The organism is Devosia sp. T2-14 (assembly GCF_055397495.1).
This window is the reverse complement of sequence record NZ_AP027921.1, coordinates 3,377,207-3,398,098: the sequence shown is the minus strand read 5'-3', so window position 1 is coordinate 3,398,098 and position 20,892 is coordinate 3,377,207. Positions and strand designations below refer to the sequence as shown.

General features: G+C 62.4%; 20 protein-coding genes, 1 tRNA gene and 1 pseudogene. 14 read left to right on the top strand and 8 right to left on the bottom strand.

Translation table 11 applies throughout. The features are described 5' to 3' along the window. Positions 1 to 92 precede the first annotated feature (92 nt). Positions 93 to 1,424 carry a 30S ribosomal protein S12 methylthiotransferase RimO gene (rimO, locus tag ACZ5WT_RS16680; protein WP_464284891.1) on the bottom strand — a complete coding sequence of 444 codons (1,332 nt, stop codon included), beginning with the start codon at positions 1,422 to 1,424 and terminating at the stop codon, positions 93 to 95. Between the two features lie 256 nt (positions 1,425 to 1,680). On the opposite strand from rimO, the gene ACZ5WT_RS16675 reads away from it, so the two are divergent. Further along, positions 1,681 to 2,055 carry a DoxX family protein gene (locus ACZ5WT_RS16675; RefSeq protein WP_464284890.1) on the top strand — a complete coding sequence of 125 codons (375 nt, stop codon included), beginning with the start codon at positions 1,681 to 1,683 and terminating at the stop codon, positions 2,053 to 2,055. A 75-nt stretch (positions 2,056 to 2,130) separates the two neighbouring features. Here the strand turns inward: ACZ5WT_RS16675 and ACZ5WT_RS16670 are convergent, their stop codons facing one another. Together ACZ5WT_RS16670 and lipB are read right to left on the bottom strand one after the other, a co-directional pair. Beyond that, complete coding sequence (locus ACZ5WT_RS16670) at positions 2,131 to 2,679, bottom strand: DUF4282 domain-containing protein (protein WP_464284889.1); 549 nt, start codon at positions 2,677 to 2,679, stop codon at positions 2,131 to 2,133. Positions 2,680 to 2,706: 27 nt separating this feature from the next. Further along, complete coding sequence (gene lipB / locus ACZ5WT_RS16665) at positions 2,707 to 3,465, bottom strand: lipoyl(octanoyl) transferase LipB (RefSeq protein WP_464284888.1); 759 nt, start codon at positions 3,463 to 3,465, stop codon at positions 2,707 to 2,709. Here lipB and ACZ5WT_RS16660 point away from each other — a divergent pair. Continuing rightward, positions 3,380 to 3,778: a FliM/FliN family flagellar motor switch protein gene (locus tag ACZ5WT_RS16660; protein ID WP_464284887.1), complete on the top strand. Its 399-nt coding sequence runs from the start codon at positions 3,380 to 3,382 to the stop codon at positions 3,776 to 3,778. The two genes, lipB and ACZ5WT_RS16660, sit on opposite strands and share 86 nt — an antisense overlap. A gap of 184 nt (positions 3,779 to 3,962) precedes the next feature. Next, positions 3,963 to 4,047 (top strand) — tRNA-Leu (locus ACZ5WT_RS16655). Positions 4,048 to 4,108: 61 nt separating this feature from the next. Here the strand turns inward: ACZ5WT_RS16655 and ACZ5WT_RS16650 are convergent. Further along, the gene (locus ACZ5WT_RS16650) at positions 4,109 to 4,258 is read right to left on the bottom strand and encodes a hypothetical protein (RefSeq protein WP_464284886.1); all 150 of its coding nucleotides are present in this window, start codon (positions 4,256 to 4,258) and stop codon (positions 4,109 to 4,111) included. Positions 4,259 to 4,461: 203 nt separating this feature from the next. Here ACZ5WT_RS16650 and ACZ5WT_RS16645 point away from each other — a divergent pair, with 203 nt between their 5' ends. Then, positions 4,462 to 4,596 carry a hypothetical protein gene (locus tag ACZ5WT_RS16645; RefSeq protein WP_464284885.1) on the top strand — a complete coding sequence of 45 codons (135 nt, stop codon included), beginning with the start codon at positions 4,462 to 4,464 and terminating at the stop codon, positions 4,594 to 4,596. Between the two features lie 62 nt (positions 4,597 to 4,658). Here the strand turns inward: ACZ5WT_RS16645 and ACZ5WT_RS16640 are convergent, their stop codons facing one another. Continuing rightward, a complete protein-coding gene (locus tag ACZ5WT_RS16640) occupies positions 4,659 to 5,027 on the bottom strand; it encodes an MmcQ/YjbR family DNA-binding protein (protein WP_464284884.1) in 369 nt (122 codons plus the stop codon). A gap of 102 nt (positions 5,028 to 5,129) precedes the next feature. Here ACZ5WT_RS16640 and mgtE point away from each other — a divergent pair, with 102 nt between their 5' ends. From mgtE to ACZ5WT_RS16610, 6 genes and pseudogenes are all read left to right on the top strand, one after another. Then, positions 5,130 to 6,545 (top strand): magnesium transporter, encoded by a 1,416-nt coding sequence (gene mgtE, locus ACZ5WT_RS16635; RefSeq protein WP_464284883.1) that lies wholly within the window; start codon positions 5,130 to 5,132, stop codon positions 6,543 to 6,545. A gap of 402 nt (positions 6,546 to 6,947) precedes the next feature. Next, complete coding sequence (locus ACZ5WT_RS16630) at positions 6,948 to 7,625, top strand: glutathione S-transferase N-terminal domain-containing protein (RefSeq protein WP_464284882.1); 678 nt, start codon at positions 6,948 to 6,950, stop codon at positions 7,623 to 7,625. After that, positions 7,622 to 8,047: a DUF1489 family protein gene (locus ACZ5WT_RS16625; RefSeq protein WP_464284881.1), complete on the top strand. Its 426-nt coding sequence runs from the start codon at positions 7,622 to 7,624 to the stop codon at positions 8,045 to 8,047. The genes ACZ5WT_RS16630 and ACZ5WT_RS16625 overlap by 4 nt, the downstream gene beginning before the upstream one ends. A 70-nt stretch (positions 8,048 to 8,117) precedes the next feature. Further along, positions 8,118 to 8,836, top strand: a pseudogene (locus tag ACZ5WT_RS16620) (VWA domain-containing protein). After that, on the top strand, positions 8,833 to 9,531 hold the full coding sequence (locus tag ACZ5WT_RS16615; RefSeq protein ID WP_464284880.1) for a DnaJ domain-containing protein: 699 nt from the start codon (positions 8,833 to 8,835) through the stop codon (positions 9,529 to 9,531). The pseudogene ACZ5WT_RS16620 and the gene ACZ5WT_RS16615 overlap by 4 nt, the downstream one beginning before the upstream one ends. Before the next feature lie 107 nt (positions 9,532 to 9,638). Then, complete coding sequence (locus ACZ5WT_RS16610) at positions 9,639 to 10,487, top strand: division plane positioning ATPase MipZ (protein WP_464284879.1); 849 nt, start codon at positions 9,639 to 9,641, stop codon at positions 10,485 to 10,487. 50 nt (positions 10,488 to 10,537) lie between these two features. Here ACZ5WT_RS16610 and ACZ5WT_RS16605 read toward each other — a convergent pair whose 3' ends face one another. Continuing rightward, the gene (locus ACZ5WT_RS16605) at positions 10,538 to 10,807 is read right to left on the bottom strand and encodes a hypothetical protein (protein ID WP_464284878.1); all 270 of its coding nucleotides are present in this window, start codon (positions 10,805 to 10,807) and stop codon (positions 10,538 to 10,540) included. An 85-nt stretch (positions 10,808 to 10,892) separates the two neighbouring features. After that, positions 10,893 to 12,482 carry a serine hydrolase gene (locus ACZ5WT_RS16600; protein ID WP_464284877.1) on the bottom strand — a complete coding sequence of 530 codons (1,590 nt, stop codon included), beginning with the start codon at positions 12,480 to 12,482 and terminating at the stop codon, positions 10,893 to 10,895. Positions 12,483 to 13,019: 537 nt separating this feature from the next. Between ACZ5WT_RS16600 and clpS the strand changes: the two genes are divergently transcribed. Further along, positions 13,020 to 13,439: an ATP-dependent Clp protease adapter ClpS gene (gene clpS / locus ACZ5WT_RS16595; RefSeq protein WP_464284876.1), complete on the top strand. Its 420-nt coding sequence runs from the start codon at positions 13,020 to 13,022 to the stop codon at positions 13,437 to 13,439. Between the two features lie 9 nt (positions 13,440 to 13,448). Further along, the gene (gene clpA / locus ACZ5WT_RS16590) at positions 13,449 to 15,788 is read left to right on the top strand and encodes an ATP-dependent Clp protease ATP-binding subunit ClpA (protein ID WP_464284875.1); all 2,340 of its coding nucleotides are present in this window, start codon (positions 13,449 to 13,451) and stop codon (positions 15,786 to 15,788) included. Positions 15,789 to 15,854: 66 nt separating this feature from the next. Here clpA and ACZ5WT_RS16585 read toward each other — a convergent pair whose 3' ends face one another. Further along, on the bottom strand, positions 15,855 to 16,508 hold the full coding sequence (locus ACZ5WT_RS16585; RefSeq protein ID WP_464284874.1) for a YoaK family protein: 654 nt from the start codon (positions 16,506 to 16,508) through the stop codon (positions 15,855 to 15,857). Between the two features lie 281 nt (positions 16,509 to 16,789). Between ACZ5WT_RS16585 and ACZ5WT_RS16580 the strand changes: the two genes are divergently transcribed. Together ACZ5WT_RS16580 and dnaE are read left to right on the top strand one after the other, a co-directional pair. Then, positions 16,790 to 17,008, top strand: a complete 219-nt coding sequence (locus tag ACZ5WT_RS16580; RefSeq protein WP_464284873.1) for a DUF2798 domain-containing protein — start codon at positions 16,790 to 16,792, stop codon at positions 17,006 to 17,008. Positions 17,009 to 17,435: 427 nt separating this feature from the next. Then, a complete protein-coding gene (gene dnaE / locus ACZ5WT_RS16575; protein ID WP_464284872.1) occupies positions 17,436 to 20,891 on the top strand; it encodes a DNA polymerase III subunit alpha in 3,456 nt (1,151 codons plus the stop codon). The last annotated feature ends 1 nt before the right edge of the window (position 20,892 follow it).

Sequence of the window (20,892 nt, the reverse complement as noted above, 5' to 3'; positions counted from 1 at the left end):
CGCCCGAGCGGGTAGGGATGGGAATGTGCAAAAGGCGCCGCTGGAGAAGCGGCGCCTTTTGAATTGAGTCCGGAAGCTTGGGTAAGCCGTTGTTAGTTCACGGCTTTGACGGGTTCTGCGAACAGGTCGTATTCGTCGCTATCGGTGACAGTGACGTCGATCATGTCGCCCGGCTTGATGCCGGTGGCGTTGTCGATGATGACCTGGCCGTCGATCTCCGGCGCATCCCACTTGGAACGGGCGATGGCGCGGTTGGCCTCGGGCTGAACGTCGTCGACGATCACCTGGATGGTGCGGCCGACCTTCTTGGCAAGCTGGCCGGCAGAAACATTCTGCGCGACTTCCATCAGCTGTTCCCAGCGTTCCTGCGCGACCTCGTCGGGCACAATGCCGTCGAGCTCATTTGCAGGCGCGCCCGTGACGGGCTCGTATTTGAAGCAGCCGGCGCGATCGATTTCGGCTTCCTCGATGAAGTCGAGCATCATCTCGAAATCTTCTTCGGTTTCGCCCGGGAAGCCGACGATGAAGTTGGAACGCACAGTCAAATCAGGGACTTGGCGCTTCCAGTCGAGAATTCGATTCAGCGTCTTTTCCTGGTGGGCCGGGCGGCGCATGGCCTTGAGCACCTTGGGAGAGGCGTGCTGGAACGGAATATCGAGATAAGGCAGCACCAGACCGTCGGCCATCAGTTCCATGATCGCGTCGACATGGGGATAGGGGTAGACGTAGTGCAGGCGGACCCAGGCGCCGAGCTGGCCCAGTTCCTTGGCGAGGTCATAGAACTTCGCCTTGACCGGACGGCCACGGTAATTGGATTCGGCATACTTGATGTCGACGCCATAGGCGCTGGTGTCCTGCGAGATGACCAGCAGTTCCTTGACGCCCGAACGGATCAGGCCTTCGGCTTCGCCCAGGATGCCGGCAGCCGGACGCGAGGCGAGGTCGCCGCGAATCTGCGGGATGATGCAGAAGGAGCAGCGATTGTTGCAGCCTTCGGAAATCTTCAGATACGCGTAGTGCCGCGGGGTCAGCTTGAGGCCGGTCTCGGGGACCAGGTCGACAAACTTGTTGGGCACGGGCGGCAGATGCTCATGCACCGCGCTGACCACGTTCTCGTATTGGTGCGGGCCGGAAATGGCGAGCACCGAAGGGTGAGTCTTGCGGATGAGTTCTTCCTCGACGCCGAGGCAACCCGTAACGATCACGCGACCGTTCTCGTTGAGGGCTTCGCCAATGGCTTCCAGCGATTCCTGCTTGGCGGAATCAAGGAAACCGCAGGTATTTACGAGCACGATGTCGGCGCCGGCATAGTCGCGGCTGAACGAGTAACCCTGCGAGCGCAGGGTCGACATGATGCGCTCGCTATCGACGAGGGCTTTTGGGCAGCCGAGGCTGACGAGGCCAATTTTTGGCGCTTGGCTCATGTGAGCGAGAGTTCCGATGTGGGAAATGATTGCGGGCGTCATACAGAATAATTGACGGTTACGCAATGTGACTGCCTCCCGCAGGGCGCGGGGCAGGCCTGCCGATGATGACGCACTGCCGGTTGCCCAATCGGCAGTTTTAGCGAACAGTGCGTCCGCGCCGGGAACAGTTCTGTCTGTCATGGGAATGCTTTAGGTGGGTTTCCTCCAAGGCGCTCCGTCGGCGTGCCGCAATACCGTATTCACGAGCACACATATGTTTGACCGTCTCTCTTCCTATACCCCGCACGCCCTTGGCATTTTGCGCATCGTCACCGCCTGGCTGTTCATCGCCCATGGCACGCAGAAGCTGTTCGGCTTCCCCGTCGCAGCGCAGGGCCCGACCGAAGGCCTGATGCTGGTTGCCGGCATTCTCGAACTGGTGGGCGGCCTGCTTATCCTGGTCGGTTTCGCCACGCGCCCCGTCGCCTTCATCCTCTGCGGCATGATGGCCGTCGCCTATTGGATCGGCCATGCGCCGATGGGTGTCTGGCCGGTCGGCAATTTCGGCGACGCTGCCGTGCTGTTCTGCTTCATCTTCGGTTACATCGTGTTCGCCGGCCCCGGTGCCTGGGCCTTCGACAAGAAGTAAGCCGCTGGCAGATTGAATCGAAAAGGCCGCCGAACATGTTGTTCCGGCGGCCTTTTTTGATTCTGTGTCCTGGCGTCAGGCCTTGGGTGGCGGGGTCCGCTTGGCGGTGCGGCGGGGCTTGAAGACTTCGCCAGAAGCGGTGGCCGGGCTGCGGGTGGTCTCGGTGGCAGCGACTGGCGCTGCGGGCGTTACCGGCGGCACATAGGGGGCGGGTTCAGTAGCCGGGGTGATGTATTCATCGGCCTCGGCATAGTCGATGTCCTCGCCTTCCTCGGCGAGGTCGCGGATGGCGTCGCGCACTTCATCGAGCAGGGAAGCCGAATAGCGCGAGCGGTTGACCGTTTCCCCGCTGGCCTCATGGGCCTTGAACCACACCAGCAGCGCTTCGCTGCCGATACGCAGGCCGACAAAGGCGAGCAGGCCGAATACGGCGATCTCCAGCAGGCCCCACAGGCCATTGCCGAAGCCAAAGCCGAAGCTCCAGAACAGATGGCTGACGGCCCAGAGCAGGATAGCGGCGAGCCCCAGCGCGTAGAGGATCGGCACCAGCTTGGGCGAGAGGATCGCATCGAGCCGGAACAGGGTCTGGCGGGTGAACAGGCGTTTTAGGTCGTCCAGCGTCATCTCGTCCTCCGGGGCGCGATTCTAGTGCTACGCAACTTGGCTATGGGAAATGCCGCTGACAAGACTTTGCTCGTCAGCAGTAATGGTGGGGCCGAACTGGCGCTCGAACATGGTCCGCAGCACGCTATCGACTTCCGGCATCGACACCAGCTGGCCCAGATCTTCAAAGCTGGTGACGCCCTGATCGGTGATGCCGCAGGGAACGATGCCGTCATAGTGGCCCAGGTCGGGCATGATGTTCAGCGAGATGCCATGGAAGGTCACCCATTTGGAGACGCGAACCCCGATGGCGGCGATCTTGTCTTCGCTGAGCACGCCCTTGTCCGGGCGCTTGACCCAGACGCCGATGCGGCCCTCGCGGCGTTCGCCGGTGATGTTGTGCGCGGCAAGGGTGTCGATGACCCAGGATTCGAGGCCCTTCACCAGGCAGCGGATATCGCGCCCGCGCTGAGTGAGGTCGAGCATGACATAGGCCACCCGCTGGCCTGGGCCATGATAGGTGTATTGCCCGCCGCGGCCGGCGTCATAGACCGGGAAACGGTCGGAAAGCAGGTCTTCGGGCAAGGCGGAGGTGCCGGCGGTGTAGAGCGGGGGATGCTCAAGCAGCCAGATGGCTTCCTCGGCGGTGCCGGCGGCAATGGCAGACGCGCGGTTACGCATCGCATCGAGCGCCAGGGGGTAGGGCACGGAATCAGGCGAAATGATCCATTGGACCGGCCTGCCATCAGGGCGTGCCAGTTTGTTACGACTTTCGCAGATTGGTTCGCCTGTTGTTAACACTTCCATAACCATGCCTGCCGGAGAGTTGGCGTATCAGATTGAGCGGCTGCGCCTTCGCGCGCCTGAGCGGGTTCCGTACTTACTTATGAGCACACTAGACAATATTGAAGTGAACATCACCGTCGAGCTGGGCGCGACTGTGATGCCGATTCATCACCTGCTGCGCATGGGACGCGGCGCGGTGATCGAATTGGACGCCACCGAGAACGATCCGCTCAACATTTATGCGAACAATACGCTGATTGCGCATGGAGAGGTGAGCGTTGAGGACGGCCATCTGCGGGTGCAGGTCACCGAAAAGATCTTCCGGCGGGGCTAAGCCACACTAATTTTGCATGTCTCCTCGCCGGGAGACGCCCGGATTTCGGCACTTCCGTGGGGATAGAGAGAAAGCTCTCCACAGGCTCATTTCGAAATTTCGATTTAAGCGCTTGAGGTTGGCAAATTCCTTTGCTAAATCCCCACTCGCTTCGCCCAACCAGGGTGAGGCTCTACCAAAGTGTGCGGTCGTGGCGGAATTGGTAGACGCGCAGCGTTGAGGTCGCTGTGTCGCAAGACGTGGAAGTTCGAGTCTTCTCGACCGCACCATTCATCTTCGGATGAGATACGAAATAGGCCGCCCTTCGGGGCGGCCTTTTTGTTTTCCGGATCAGTTTGCAGGCGGGGGCGTGACCGGGGTGGTGGCGGGTGCCGAATCTGCCGGAGGCGCCGTGTCGTTGGCGGGAGGCGTATCGCTGCCGCAGGCGGCCAGGATTAGGGCGACAAGGACGGCCAGGGGCGCGAGAAGTCTTCGTGACATGGGATCTCCTTGGGTTTGGACCCGTTGATTGATCTGCCCTCACAGACCCGTGAGCAAAATCCTCCAATGGGGCGAAGTTGCGGCTGGTGGCCCCAAGGGGGGGGGGCAGATGGCCTCCGGACACCGTGAAGACAGCCATATTGAGTCGCGTGCCCGCCAGGCGCATCATCGGAGCAGCTAGGAACCCCACCTGGGAGTTTACGATGCACGATGGCACCCACGCCCCATTGACCGGCAACAGGCCGGTGGGGGCCCGGCAGAAGCCACGCAGCGGGCTTGTTGCCGGAATGGCCGTGCTGCTCTGGGCGCTGGTTTCGGCGATGTGGGCCGAGATCTAGCGCGAGGCTAGGCGTTTCAAGTGAGATGCCCGCCTGCGGGAGCGGCGGCGTTGTGCGCTTGGCTAGTCGCCTGAAATCGGGGTGGCGCGCATGTCGGCCAGCTTCCTTGGTGCCTTGAAGCGCCAGGAATCCTCCAGCCGCAGTGACAGTTCTTCATCCGAGATCGCGTCGAGACGGACCAGCACGGCCGGATAGCCGACATAGTGGTCGGTCTCGAAATAGATGTGGGGCGAGATTTCCATCAGCAGGGCTTTCTGCTCGTGCGGGCAGAGCAGAACGAGGGTGGCTTCGTCGAGGAGCCGGGCGAAGGTGCGGTCGCGAACCTTCAGCGATGGCGTGCCGTAGCTGGTGTTGCGATCCAGCTCGGGCAGGGAGCGGGAATGCGCCAGTTTTTCGATGCGGGTGAAAACCTGGTCGAGATCGATGGACATTTCGGTACCCCCTCAATTTCGTATTTCTTGGTCTGGCGCATCCGAATTCGATTGTTTACAGCTTGGGCCGCCCCCGAAACCCCGGACACACAAGGGCCCCCAATGAGCACAGATCCCGAGATCGCGCCCGGCCAAGAGGCCGGGATTGACCCCAATGCGTTCCGCGACAGCGAAGACCGGATCAGTCCGCTCTGGCTTGAACGCCTTCGCGCCTATTTGGCTGCGAGTCGGGACGACGATGTTGCAACGGTCATGGAGCCGCTGCACGCGTCTGACGTGGGTGACGTGCTCGAATCCCTCGATGCCGACGAGCGCCTGCACCTGGTGCGGCTGCTGGGCGACCGATTCGACTATTCGGCGCTGACCGAAGTCGACGAGTCGGTTCGCGTCGAGCTGATGGACGAATTGCCGAACGCGGAAATCGCGCGCGGCGTTAGCGGCCTCGACAACGACGACGCCGTCACCATTCTGGAAGACCTCGAGCAGCACGACCGCGACGAAGTTCTGGCCAAGCTGCCGACCTTCGAGCGGCTCAGCCTCAAGCGAAGCCTGGATTTCCCCGAAGATTCCGCCGGAAGGCGGATGCAGACCGATTTCATCGCCATTCCGCCCTTCTGGACGGTCGGCCAGACCATCGACTACCTGCGCACCGAACCCGACCTGCCGGATGAATTCTACCAGATCTACGTGGTGGACGCGTCCTATCAGGTGCTGGGCACCATTCCGCTCGACAAGTTCCTGCGGGCGCAGCGCTCGATGTCGATCGAAACGCTGATGAACACCAATTTCGTGCTGGTGGACGCCGCGGAAGACCAGGAAGAAGCGGCGCGCGACTTCGAGCGCTACGACTTGGTGGAAGTGGGCGTTATCGACGAGAGCAAGCGACTGGTCGGCGTGCTCACCATCGACGACATCGTGGACGTGATCCATGAGGAAGCCGACGAGGACATCAAGCTGCTGGCCGGCGTGGGCGACGAGGATATTTCGGACTCCACCTTCGATACCGTGCGCAGCCGTGTGCCGTGGCTGGTGATCAACCTGTTTGCCGCGGTGGGCGTGTCGCTGGTCATCGGGCTGTTCGATGCGACCATCGAGCAGATGGTGGCGCTGGCCGTGCTGATGCCGATCGTCGCCTCGATGGGCGGCAATGCCGGTACGCAGACCATGACCGTTACCGTGCGCGCCATTGCGATGCGTGAACTGGACGGGCGGCGGTTGCGCCGGCTGGTGACACGCGAAATGGTGGTGGGCCTGGCCAACGGCATCATTTTCGCTTTCCTGATCGGGATAGTGACCTGGCTGCGCTTCAATGACCTGCAGCTCGGCATCGTGATTGCGCTGGCGATGATCACCAACCTGATCGTGGCTGGCACGGCAGGCATCCTGATCCCGGTGATGCTCGACAAGTTCAAGGCCGACCCGGCGATTGCCTCGGCGGTGTTCGTGACGACGATCACCGATATCGTGGGGTTCTTCGCGTTCCTGGGTATTGCGGGGTTGTGGTTCGGGTTGTTCTGAGGGGCGGAGCATGCTGGCTGCTCCTGCCATTCGAGCGTAGCTCTCATGGCCTCCCTGCCTAAAATCGCTCCACCGGAGCGATTTTCCCTGTGGGACGGCAGGGAGTGTTGTATCTTCGCCGCTTGCCAACCATTTAATGGCTGGTTAACGCTTTGATACCGGGTGCTGCGCGCGCAACGCCAAAGGCATCCGGCGTGAACGGCTGACAAGGAGCGATCATGCGAAGTCAACCGAAGGCCAACATTTGGCGAGCGGCGACCTGGACACTGGTCTGCCTGCTGGCAATGGGACTGGTTTTCTCCGTCGTTGCAGGCGTCTAGGCGCTAGAGTTCTTCACAGACAGCAATTAGAGAAGGGCGCCCCGGCCACTAGGGCGCCCTTTGTCTTTCCCGGGAGACTGCGTTGAAACTTCTGATCGGTAATCGCAACTATTCGACCTGGTCCATGCGGCCATGGCTGGTGCTGAAGCACTTTGACATCGCATTCGAGGATGAGGTTCTGCTGCTATCGGGTGAAGGCTGGCGCGAAGCGCTGGAACAGCGTTCGCCGACGGGCAAGGTGCCGGTTTTGATCGATGGCGAGCTGGTGGTCCCCGAAACCATCGCCATTATCGAATATCTGGCCGACAAGCATCCCGACAAGGCGATCTGGCCGCAGGAACTGGGCCAGCGCGCCCGGGCGCGGGCGGCTTCGGCCGAAATGCACTCGGCATTCGGCGCCCTGCGCTCCAATGCCCCGATGAACCTGCGGGCGTCGCATCCCGGCAAGGTCAGCGTCGACGCCGTAGCGCGCGACCTGCATCGGCTGGAGACCATCTGGGGCGAGCTGCTGGGCCGTTCCGGCGGGCCATTCCTGTTTGGCGCATTCACTGCCGCCGACGCGATGTTCGCGCCTGTGGCGACCCGTATCCGCACCTATGCGCTGCCGGTGTCAGACGTGGCGATGGGATATATTGAAGCCATCTACAGCCTTCCCGCGTTTCAGGAATGGCTGGCGCTGGCGCTGCGCGAGCCGTGGATCGTCGATGACGACGAGATTGATGTGATGCAGGGGCGGGTAAAGCCCGGGACACTGGTATGATCCATATGGTCAAGCTCTGCGTCGGGGTGTCGAGCCTCGCCGAGCTGGAGAGCTATCGCAACGAACGCGCCCATTGGTGGGGTGCCGATTACGGCGAAGACGTGCATGTGCACCGCACCCGCATGATGCCCAAGCGTGGCGACGAGATGGAAGGCAAGGCCTCGATCTACTGGGTCATCGCCGGGCAGATCGTGGCACGGCAGCCGATCATCCGGCTGGCGCGCTATACCAATGCCGAGGGGATCGACTATTGCGACATCATCATGTCGCCCGACATGGTGCGCACCGTGCCCTATCCCAAGCGCCCGTTCCAGGGCTGGCGCTACCTGCGTCCCGAGGATGCGCCGCCTGATCTCGGGGCCAATGAAAATGCCGACTCCCTGGCTTTGGCGGCAGACCTGGCCAAACTCGGGCTGATCTAACAAAATCACGTCTGCAGGCCATGGTCAGAGCGGGCTTGCGGGCGGGCTCGCCGGGTCACATATTGGTCCCATGGCTGACAAACCACCGAGCGTCCCACCGAAGAATCCCGCGGCGCGGCAAGGCGCCGTGAGCGGTGATGTTGCTGCCTTCGTCAAGAAGGTCGGCACCATGGCCCGGCCGAATGCGGCCGAGGACGGTCGGCTGCTGTTTGCGCTCGATGCCACCATGAGCCGCCAGCCCACCTGGGACCTGGCGTGTCGCTGCAGGCCGAGATGTTCAAGGCCATTCCCAAGGAAAGCGCGCTGCAGGTGCAGCTGCTGTATTTCCGTGGCTTTGGCGAGTGCAAGGCATCCAAGTGGATGAGCAATGCCGATAGCCTGGCCAGGGTGATGTCGGGTATCGACTGCCGGGGCGGCAATACGCAGATTGCCAAGGTTTTCGCGCATGCGCGGGCAGAACAGGCGAAGCGGCGGGTCAATGCCGTGGTCTATGTGGGGGACGCCATAGAAGAGAATGTGGATGACCTGGCCGAACGGGCCGGGCAGCTCGGTTTGCTGGGATGCCCGATGTTCGTGTTCCAGGAGGGGCGCGATGGCCGTGTCGAGGCGGCGTTCCGCGATTTTGCGCGGCTGACCAAGGGCGCCTACGCCCGGTTCGACGCGTCGGCACCGCAGGAGCTGGCGGCACTGCTCAAGGCGGTGGCGGCCTATGCCAGTGGCGGCAAGGACCTGCTCAAGCTGCAAGGCAGCGGGCAGGCGCAGGCTCTGCTCGCCCAGTTGCCGCGATGACCTATTTCTTCATTGGCGGTGTGGTGCTGCTGGCGGGGCTGGCGGCCTATCAATATCTGAGCAAGCTGCCGCGTGGACGGATGATGCGTGGCCTGCGCTGGATCGTTGGCGGCGCGGCGGCGCTGATCGCCGTGCTGATGCTGCTGGCGCGGCGCATCGATATCGCCATCTTCATCGGTGCGATGGCCTTCACGGTGCTGCGCACGGGGCGGCTGGGGCCATTCAGCTTCGAGGCCAAGGAACGCGACGAGGGCAATGTGTCCCGCGTCAAAAGTCTCTATTTCGCGATGGAGCTTGATCACGATACCGGCGCGGTGACGGGCAGGGTGCTGGGCGGGCAGTTTTCGGGCGCGGACCTGATGGATCTGGGTGAAGCCGAGACAAGGCTGCTGATCGCCGAGGTCGAGGGCGATTCGGACAGTCTGAGCCTGCTCGAGAGCTGGCTGGATGCCAATCGGGCGGGGTGGCGCGAGTATTTTGCAGAGACAGCTGGGGAGAACTCTTCTCATGCAGAAGCCAAGTCGGACCCCATGGCGGAGGCCTATGACGTGCTGGGGCTGAAGCCGGGCGCCAGTGACGAGGAAATCCGCGCGGCGCATCGCGAGCTCATGAAGGCGGTTCACCCGGATCATGGCGGTTCGAGCTATCTCGCGTCCAAAATCAATGAGGCTCGCGATCGCCTGTTGCGTGGCTAGGCAGTGTGCCGGGGTGAGGCGGTCATCGCTTTGAAATTAACGCCCCATTAACCATGGTCGCTGTTGGTAGCACCCAGAGTGATGCTTTGATTTGAGTTAGGGCGACCATGGCGCGATGCGGTGCGCATGTGATTGTGGTGGGTAACGAGAAGGGCGGGTCGGGCAAATCGACCACTGCCTTTCATCTGGCCGTCTATCTGCTCTATGCGGGCCACAAGGTGGCCACCATCGACGTGGACAGCCGCCAGCAGACGCTGACCCACTATGTGCGCAATCGGCGTAGCCATTGCCGCGAGACCGGCCGCGATCTGCCGAACCCGCTGCACTATCACCTGCCATCGGCATGGGGCGACTCCGTGAAGGAGAACCATCAGGCCGAGTTCGACGTGTTCCGCCGCGCGGTGGGGGAGGTCGAGGACAAGGTCGACTTCCTGATCATCGATACGCCGGGCTTCGACACCAATCTGACGCGCCTCGCCCATTCTTTGGCCGATACGCTGGTGACCCCGGTCAATGACAGCCTGATCGATATCAACGTGCTGGCGCGGACGGACCCGGAAACGGGCCAGCCGATCGAAACCAGCCACTATGCCCGGCTGGTTCAGCGCGCCCGCTCCGAGCGGATGTCGCTCGATGGCGAGAGCATCGACTGGGTGCTGGTGCGCAACCGCATCTCGATGCTGGCCTCGCGAAATTCGCGGCAGGTGCTCACGACGCTGGAGAGCATCGCCACGCGCTTTGGTTGCCGCATGGCCGATGGCATCGCCGAACGCGTCATTTTCCGTTCGCTATTCGCGTCGGGCATGACGGTGTTTGATCCACTGGAAGAAGATGGCGGGTCCGAGAGCGTTTCGGTGTCCCATGTCAGCGCGCGCCAAGAATATCGCAACCTGGTCTCTGCGTTGAATTTGCCGCTGCCTGAGCGGCTGCCGGAAGCAGTTCTGCTCTCGGCCTAGGCGTTATTGCCGGGCTGGGCCCGGCAATTCATCACATTCGACACGGTTGCTCAGCGCTTGCCGAAGCTCATGCGGATGGCGCGCGCGCCACCGGGGGCAAACACGTCGATATCGATACTGACTGGCTCCTGCACCATGCGGCGGGTGCGCGACGACAGGGCCAGAACGACGCCCAGCAGGTCGCCGACGCCGCGCTTGCGCGGCAGCATGCGCTGAGTGATGCCCGCCAGGGCACGGTTGCGTACAGCCATATCCTCGGAGGCTAGGCTCGAGCGGCCGATGAAATTGGCCAGTTCCGACAGGGCAGTATTCTCGCTCATTGGGCTACTCCAAACACAGGCGCCAATTTGCTGGGAGTGCCGGGGCAGGGTGCTCCGGCGCGTTGTTCGTTCGATCGGCTTGCGATCAGCTCTGCATCGCCAGGCAATTCAGGTTCTGCTGCTTGAGCTGGTTGCACATTGCCGTCGCATCATCACGGCCACCGAAACCGACAAAGCGGGCGCGGAAGAAGGTCTGACCGTTCTTTTCGAAGCGCTCCACATAGGAGCGGAAGTCGCCGAGGTTGCCGACCTTGCCGGCAGCATCGGAAAGCATGGCACGGGCGCTGTCTTCCGAAGGGCCGGCGCCGATCTGCACCACCCAGCCGCCGGGGACGGCTTCGGCGGTCTGAACGCTGCCCGAGGTCAGCAGGTCGACAGGCTGGCTGGCATTGTTGCCCTGAGCCGGGGGCTCATAGCCAAGCGGAGCGGAGGGCACGGTCTGGCCGAGGGCGGCCGGCGGCGCGCCGAGGTTGTAGCTTTCGCTCAGCCATGCGCCGATAATGTCCTGGCTCGGATAGGCGGGCTGTGGCGCCTGGCTTGGCGCTGCGAGAATGTTGGCGGCCTGAACGGCGGGCTGCAGGCCCAGATCGGCCGGCGCACTGGCCGGAACCGGCGCAACGGATGCCACAACCACTTCGGGCATCGGCTGGATCGCGGCTGGCTGGGGCTGGGCACCGTTGGCGGCGACTAGCTGGGCCAAGCGGAAGCCGGGCACCGGCATCGGCATGACGAAGACCGGCTGGGTCGGCTGGGCAACGGCAACCTGCACGTTGGCGCTGCCCTGGCGGCCCGGAACCGGGATCATGGCGGTCTGCAGATAATTGCCCTGGCGGCCCTTGGGCAGGTAGTTGGCGACGAGCTGACGGACCTTCTCGTCACGCGCACCGGCGGTGTTGAAGCCGAAGGCGACGATGACGATGTGGCGGTTGTCCTTGCGGGCGGCGGTCAGCAGGTTGGAACCGGCAGCATTGATGTAGCCGGTCTTGATGCCGTCGACGGCGCCCATGTAGCCGAGCACGCGGTTGTGGTTGCCGTAGGTCTTCTTGCCGTAGCTGAAGCTGCGGGTCTGGAAGAACTCGTAGTAATCCGGGAAATGCTGATAGACGGCGATGCCCAGGATGGCCTGGTCGCGTGCCGTGGTCAGCTGGCCGCCATCGGGCAGGCCCGAAGCGTTGCGGTAGGTAGTGTTGCGCATGCCAAGGGCACGGGCGGTTGCGGTCATGCGCTCGGCGAACTTGGTCTCGGAGCCTGAGATGTGCTCGGCGATGACGCGGGCCATGTCGTTGGCCGACAGGGTCACCAGCGACTTGATGGCGTCTTCGACCGTAATGGTCGCACCAGCGCGCAGGCCGAGCTTGGTCGGCACGGCCGCAGCAGCATGCTTGGAGACGGTCATCTTGGTGGAAAGCTTGAGGTTGCCGGCGCTCAGCTCCTGAAACAGGACATAGAGCGTCATCACCTTTGCGACGGAAGCGGGGTAGCGCTTGCTGTCGGCGGCCTCTTCGTAGAGCACCTTGCCCGACTTGGCGTCGACCACGATGCCTGCATATTTGCGTAGGTTTTCAATGGCCTGCGCTGGCGCAATTGTGGGCGCGCTGACCGCGAAGACGACGAGGACTGCGGCAACGGCGCGAGCAAACGCAACGCGCCATGGGGATTTCGCCTGGGAAGCCACCCGGTACTCCAACTTTACTCTCGGGCGCTTCTGCACCCGTACGCAACTACACACACTTGCTGGATGTCCCGCGGGTGCCCCCAAGGCGCCGGCTATCCATCGTCGCGGGGCAGATTATTCCCTCGCCGTTACCATTCCGTAAAATGCGAACGATTTTGGCGGAGGTGTGGAAAGGCGGTCACGGGGTGGGGTGATGGGTGTGATTCTTGGGAGGCCGGTCACCGCGCGTCGTCCCGTCGCCGCCACATCGCGCGAGCGCGAGATCAAGGGGTGTCCAGGCGGAAAAAAGAGGAGCTGATCAGCGGGCATCATGAAGCCCTTCCGGAATTGGCCTGCGGCAGGGTGCATTAGCTCCACTCGCGCGACCTCGTGGTTCGACAGTCTCACTATGAGTTCTCTTGGGTGCGCGGCGGATATTTGGCCCCATTCCCTCCATCACGAATTCGGCACATCATGCCCCTTAACAAGGCGCGGACTTTGCCTACATAATGGTCCTCACCATGCTGCTTCGTTTCCTTTGCGACAGATGACTTTGCCATGACTATGAATGACCTCCTCCCAATTGATGCAGGGGCACCGGGCGCGATGCGACCGGGGCAGTGGCCTGCCTTTGCCGGACCCAAGGAGGACGATCCCGGCAAGGGTGGAGACGGCAAGGGCGGCACCGAAACCGGGACGATCACCAAGACGCGTCCCAAAACCAAGCGCCCGAACCTGTACCGGGTGCTGCTGCTAAACGACGACTACACGCCGATGGAATTCGTCGTTCTGGTCCTGCAGGACGTCTTCAACAAGTCGCATGAAGAAGCCATGCAGATCATGCTGCACGTTCACCAAAAGGGGGTGGGTGACTGCGGCGTATATCCATACGAAGTGGCCGAGACCAAGGTCACCCGGGTCATGGATACGGCACGCAAAAATCAGCATCCGCTGCAATGCGTGATGGAAAAGCAATAGGAACATCATATGCCCTCATTTTCACGCGGACTTGAAAAGGCTCTGCATCAGGCGATGAACCTGGCGCGTGAGCGCAATCACGAGTTCGCTACGCTCGAGCACCTTCTGCTGGCCCTGACCGACGACCGCGAGACGATCGCCGTACTGACCGGCTGCGATGTCGATATCGACGCGCTGAAAAGCGATCTCGAAGACTTCATCAATGAAGAGCTTGACAGCCTCATTGTGGCCAATGGCCAGGATGCCCGCCCCACGGCGGCGTTCCAGCGCGTTATTCAGCGCGCGGTGATCCATGTCCAATCATCCGGTCGCGAAGAGGTTACCGGTGCCAATGTGCTCGTGGCCATTTTTGCCGAGCGCGAGAGCCATGCGGCCTACTTCCTCGAACAGCAGGACATGAGCCGGCTGGATGCTGTGAACTTCATCAGTCACGGGATCACCAAGTCGGGTCCCAGCGAGGAGCGCAAGGTGCGCGGTGCCGACGACGGGGAAAGCCACAGCGAAGGCGGGGCCGAGGCCAAGAAGAGCTCGGCGCTGGCCGATTTCTGCATCAACCTCAACGAGAGGGCCCGCCTGGGCAAGATCGATCCCCTGATCGGCCGCGATGCTGAGCTGCGCCGCACCATCCAGATCCTGTGCCGCCGTTCCAAGAACAACCCGCTCTATGTGGGTGACGCGGGCGTCGGCAAGACGGCCATCGCGGAAGGTCTCGCACGCAAGATCGTCGAAGGCGAAGTGCCCGAAGTGCTCAAGGAAGCGGTGATCTACTCGCTCGACATGGGCTCGCTGCTGGCTGGCACGCGCTATCGCGGTGACTTCGAAGAACGCCTGAAAGCCGTGATGAAGGAGCTTGAGAAGCTCCCGAACTCGGTGCTGTTCATCGACGAAATCCACACCATGATCGGTGCTGGCGCTACGTCCGGCGGTGCGCTTGATGCCTCGAACCTGCTCAAGCCAGCTCTGGCTTCGGGTGCGATCCGCTGCATCGGCTCGACCACCTACAAGGAATATCGCCAGTTCTTCGAGAAGGACCGCGCCTTGGTGCGCCGGTTCCAGAAGATCGATGTCAACGAGCCGTCCGTGCCCGATGCCATCGAGATCGTGAAGGGCCTGCGCCCCTATTTCGAAGAGTTCCACAAGATCAAGTACACCGACGATGCCCTCAAGGCAGCGGTGGAGCTGAGCGCGCGGTATATCAGTGACCGCAAGCTGCCCGACAAGGCGATCGACGTGCTCGACGAGACGGGGGCCAGCCAGATGCTGGTGACCGAGGACAAGCGCAAGAAGGTGATCGACGTCGAGGATATCGAAGCCACCATCGCCACGATTGCGCGCATTCCGCCGAAATCGGTGTCGAAGTCGGATGCTGAACTGCTGGGCAGCCTCGAGCAGAGCCTCAAGACGGTGGTGTTCGGTCAGGATGCGGCCATTACGGCGCTGTCGTCGGCGATCAAGCTGGCGCGTGCCGGCCTGCGTGAACCGGAAAAGCCGATCGGCTCCTACCTGTTCACCGGCCCGACCGGCGTCGGCAAGACGGAAGTCGCCAAGCAGCTCGCCGATACGCTCGGCGTGGAACTGCTGCGGTTCGACATGTCCGAGTATATGGAGCGGCACACCGTGTCGCGCCTGATCGGTGCCCCCCCGGGCTATGTCGGGTTTGACCAGGGCGGCCTGCTCACCGATGGCGTGGATCAGCATCCGCATTGCGTGGTGCTGCTCGACGAAATCGAAAAGGCCCATCCGGACCTCTATAACATCCTGTTGCAGGTGATGGACCACGGCAAGCTGACCGACCACAACGGCAAGTCGGTGGACTTCCGCAACGTCATCCTGATCATGACCTCGAACGCCGGGGCCATGGATCTTGCCAAGAGCCCGATCGGGTTTGGCCGCAAGCGTGAGCAGGGCGACGACGAAGAGGCGATCAACCGCATCTTCACGCCGGAATTCCGCAACCGTCTCGACGCGATCATCTCCTTCGCGCCGTTGCCGCGCGAGGTTGTCCGCCGCGTCGTCGAGAAGTTCGTGCTGCAGCTCGAAGGCCAGCTGGCCGAGCGCGGTGTCACGATCGTGCTGCAGCCGGAGGCCGCCGACTGGCTGGCCGAACGCGGCTATGATGAGCGCATGGGCGCGCGCCCGCTTGGTCGCGTGATCCAGGAACACATCAAGAAGCCGCTGGCTGACCAGGTGCTGTTCGGCGAGCTGGTCAATGGCGGCACGGTGACCGTGGCTGTCGTTGGCGAAGGCCAGGATGCCAAGCTTGAGCTGATCGCGGTTCCCCCGCGGCCGGCCAAGCCGAAGGCGCTGCCCAAGCCGAAGAAGCCCAAGGCAACAGCCGACAAGAGCTAAGCGAAAGGCCGGGAGTGATCCCGGCCTTTTCGTTTGGGGGCTTCAACGGCCCCGATGCCTGTCGCGCTAGTCGAGGACCTTGGCCGGGCTGCGGGCGACAAAGGCTCCGAGGAAGAAGAGATAGAGCAGGGCCGGGATGATCAGTGCGTTGACGCCGAACCGGTCGTAGCAGAGCCCGCCGATCAGGGCGCCGAGCATCAGTGAGGCCCAGACCAGCAGGTGTTGAGCCCAGCGCCAGGGCGGCGCTGCCCGGCGGAACGCCTTGGCGAGATCCTGCGCGGCGCCAAACAGGGCGCCAGTGACAAAGGTGGTGCCGAGGCGAACCGAGCCGATCGACAACAGTATGGCATTCTGCGCGCCCGCCCCAGCGGCGAGGCTCAGCATGAATACTGCCGGCGGCAGGCCAAGGTAGGCCAGCACCAGGGTCAGGCCGAAACATAGAGTGACCAGAGCAGTGGTCGCGGCGGCGCCCCAGCGATAGCCGGCCACCAGTGACACCCAAGTTCCCACAACGCCGCCAATAAAGAACAGGCCCACCAGCGATCCGGCGTGGATGGCAAGGCTCCACGCGCCGCTGGCCAGTGCCGCGCCCATCTGCGTGGTGTTGCCGCTCATGAATGAAATGTAGCTGCCGCCCAGTTCGATAAAGCCAACGACGTCAGCGAAGCCGGCTGCGGCGGTGAGGAGCAATCCGAGGCTGAGATGAGGGGCAGGGGTCATGGCGAGGTCCGTAGGAGTCGCCGGACCTTGGCAAGCGGTTTGTGTGTTTGCAACCCGGGCATGGCGCCGTTTTTCGACATGCACCTTGTCGCATTGTGCGGGGCGCGCCGCGCGTTTAGCTTCATCCTGCCGAAAAGAAGCAGCCGGTTGGTATCCCGGCCCCGCAGCAAGCGGGATTCGTCGCGCCTTCGCGTCCCATCGGCACCAGCCTTTTGTTTTTGCAGAGGATGGTGCTGACGCGAGATACCCTCCGTCACGCCGTCCGTGATGGAGCTTTCCCTTTGCTACCCAAGAAAACTACCTTCATCGCCCAGGTCCTCATCACCTTCATGATGGCGCTGTGCATGTCCGGCACGATGGGTTTCATATCCGCCGGACCCGACTTCCTGGCTCATTGGCCGCAATCGTTCATCATCGCCTGGCCGATCGCCTTCCTGTTTACCCAGGTGGTGACCCCGCTGGCGTTCAAGATTGCACTCAAGGTCGCGCCGCCGCACTGACGGCATTTGCCTGGAACGGCAATTCTGGAAGGGCCGGGCTTGCGCAGTCCGGCCCTTCAGTGCGTTTGGAACTGTCCAGATTTGGGGCGGGTGAGAGCCCCGGTTTTTCGCCGTTCCCCGGTGAATCGGTTAGCGTCCCGCTAATAAATCCTAACGACTTGCTAACCAGTCGGGCCAATCCCCGTTGTTCCCATAGGTCACAAACTGGACAAGAACAAACGCTGAACGTATAAGAACATTATAGCAACACGGGAGATTCAGATGCTCACTTTCATCCAGGACTTCGCCGCAATCGTCGCGCTGGGCGCCTTCACCGTCGGGTCGCTGACTTGGATGGATGTGCTGGCCCGACTCGTGTGACCCTGCCTGTGGATTGCGGTCCGGAAGCGGTATGATCTCTGCTCCGGGCCGGTCATAAAGGTCCATCATGAGCGGTCCCGGCTTTATCCATCTTCACGTCCATTCTGCGTTCTCCCTTCTCGAAGGGGCGATCCAGCTTGAAACCATTCTCAAGCTCGCAAAGGAGGACAATCAGCCGGCGCTGGGACTTGCCGACACGAGTAACCTGTTCGGGGCACTCGAATTTTCTGAAAAGGCGAGCAAGAAGGGCATCCAGCCGCTGATCGGCGTGGAACTGCCTATCGACTTTGCCGCCACCGAAGAGCGCATCAGCGAGCGCGGGCACGTGGCCTGGGCCGGCAAATCCAGTGTCGTGCTGATGGCGCAGAACGAGGTCGGGTTCGCCAACCTGTCACAAGTGGTGTCACGGGCCTATCTGGAAGGCGAGGGCGGTGCCGCCCGCGCGCAGCTCGACTGGCTGACCCGCGAAAGGCTTGAGGGCCTGATCTGCCTGAGTGGTGGTCCGGAAGGGGCCATCGACATGCCCTTCGCGCAGGGGCAGGACAACAACGCCCTCCGGCGTCTCGACCGGCTGGCCGAACTGTTCGGCGAGCGCTTCTATATCGAGATCCAGCGCCATGGGCGCCCGCAGGAAATTGCGGTTGAGCCGCGCCTGATCGATTATGCCTATCGCAAGGGCATTCCGCTGGTTGCCACCAACGAGCCCTATTTCAAATCCGCCAAGGAATATGAGGCGCATGACGCGCTGCTGGCCATTGCCGGCAGCACCGTGCTTGCCCAGACCGAGCGGCGCAAGCTCAACAACCAGTACTACTTCAAGACGCGCGCCGAGATGGTGGAGCTGTTCTCCGACCTGCCGGAGGCGCTTGAATCCACCATCGAGATTGCGCAGCGCTGCAGCTACCGTCCGCGTACGCGTGGCCCCATCCTGCCCAAGTTTGCCGCTGCGTCCGACGTGAGCGAAGACGCGGCCGTTGCGGCGGAAGCGGCAGCGCTCCGCAAGATGGCCGAGGACGGGCTGGACCTCCGTCTGGCCGCCAATGGCGTTGCGCCGGGCAAGACCGAGCAGGAATATCGCGACCGCCTCGACTTCGAGCTCAAAATCATTGAGAGCATGAAGTTCCCCGGCTATTTCCTTATCGTGGCAGACTTTATCCGCTGGGGTAAGGCGCAGGGCATTCCGATTGGGCCCGGCCGTGGTTCGGGTGCCGGGTCGCTGGTGGCGTGGGTGACCACGATTACCGACCTCGATCCGCTGCGCTACAACCTGCTGTTCGAACGCTTCCTCAACCCGGAACGCGTGTCGATGCCCGACTTTGACATCGACTTCTGTCAGGACCGCCGTGAAGAGGTGATCCAGTATGTGCAGAACAAGTATGGCTCCGAGCAGGTGGCGCAGATCATCACGTTCGGAACGCTGCAGGCGCGCGCCGTGCTGCGCGACGTCGGTCGCGTGCTGCAGATGCCGTATGGGCAGGTAGACCGTATCTGTAAGCTGGTGCCGGCCAACCCAGCAGATCCATGGTCGATCGAGCGCACCATGAACGAGGTGCCCCAGTTCAAGCAGATGGCCGACGAGGACGAGACCGTCAGCCAGCTCGTCGAGATTTCGAAGTCGCTGGAAGGGCTGTTCCGCCACGCTTCGACCCACGCCGCCGGTATCGTGATTGGCGACCGGCCGCTGCAGGAGCTCATTCCGCTCTATCGCGATCCTCGCTCCGACATGCCGGTGACGCAATACAACCTGAAATGGGTTGAGCCGGCGGGCCTGGTGAAGTTCGACTTCCTTGGCCTCAAAACGCTGACGACCATCCAGTATGCCGTCAACATGGTGCGGAACCGCGGCATCGAGATCGACATCGATACGATCCCGATCGACGACGCGGACACCTACAAGCTCTACGCTCAGGGCGACACCTACGGCATCTTCCAGTTTGAAAGCGCGGGCATGCGCCGCGCCCTGATGGATCTCAAGCCGGACCGTATCGAAGACCTGATCGCAATGAACGCGCTCTATCGGCCTGGTCCGATGGACAATATTCCAAGCTTCATTGACCGCAAGCATGGGCGCGAGCCGGTGGAATATCCCCACCCCGCGCTGAGCGCGGTGCTCGACGAAACCTACGGCATCATCGTCTACCAGGAGCAGGTGATGCAGATCGCCCAGCTGCTCTCGGGCTATTCGCTGGGCGAAGCCGACATGCTGCGCCGCGCCATGGGCAAGAAGATCAAGGCGGAAATGGATGCCCAGCGCATCCGCTTCCGCGATGGCGCCGGGCCGATGGGCGTGAAGGAAAAGCTCGCAGACTCGATCTTCGACCTGCTGGCCAAGTTCGCCAACTACGGCTTCAACAAGAGCCACGCGGCCGCCTATGCCTGGGTGTCGTATCAGACGGCCTATCTCAAGAAGCACTATCCGCACGAGTTCTACGCCGCGTCGATGACCCTCGACATGGCGCAGACCGACAAGCTGTCGGATTTCCGTCGCGAGGCCGGCAAGAAGGGCATCGAGGTCGTGCCGCCTTGCGTCAACCGCTCCGAGGTCGTGTTCTCGGTGAAGGACGACAAAATCCATTACGGCCTCTCGGCTGTGAAGGGCGTGGGCCGGTCGATGGCGGAACATATCGTTGAGGTTCGCGGCGATAAGCCATTCCAGGATCTGGGGGATTTCGCGCGGCGTGTTGACCCCAAGGTTCTGTCCAAGCGTACGCTGGAAACGCTGGTCAATGCCGGTGCCTTTGATGAGCTGGTGCCGCGCCGTGAGCAGGCCTTTGCCGCTATCGAGGCGGTGATGAGCATGGCCCAGTCGTTGACGGCCGAGCGCAATGAAGGCCAGTGGAACATGTTCGACGCGGGCGAGCCCGAGCCGATCCGCCTGACGCCCGGTGTTCCTGCCTGGACGAGCGCCGAGCGCGCGGATCGCGAGCTTGCGGCCATCGGGTTCCATCTCTCCGCCCATCCACTCGATGCCTATACCGACCTGTTCGAAAAGCTGCGCGTGCAGCGCTGGGCCGATTTCGAGCGGGCGGTGAAAGACGGGGCATCGGCGGGGCGTCTGGCCGGCACGATCAGCGGGCGGCAGGACCGGCGGACCAAGAAGGGTACGCCGATGATGATCCTGACGCTGTCGGATCAGACCGGGACGTTCGAAATGATCGGCTTCTCCGAGCAGATCAACGAATTCGGCGCCTTGCTGCAGCCGGGCCGGTCCGTGGTATTGCAGGTGGGGGCCGAAGAGCGGGCGGAAGGCGTGAGCCTGCGCCTGCTGTCGGCCAAGCCGCTCGACGGCATCGAAGATACCATCCAGCGGCAGCTGACGATTTTTGCGGGCGACGTAAAGGCGCTGCCGTCCATTAGCGCTCAGCTGAAGCGCGGGGGGGAAGGCTCGGTCAATTTCATCGTCATACGCGATGGTGGCGCGCGCGAATACGAGATCGAACTGCAGGGCACCTACCGGATCACCGCCGAAGTGGCCGGTGGAATCAAGGCACTAGAAGGGGTGACTGACGTCCGGTTAGACTGAA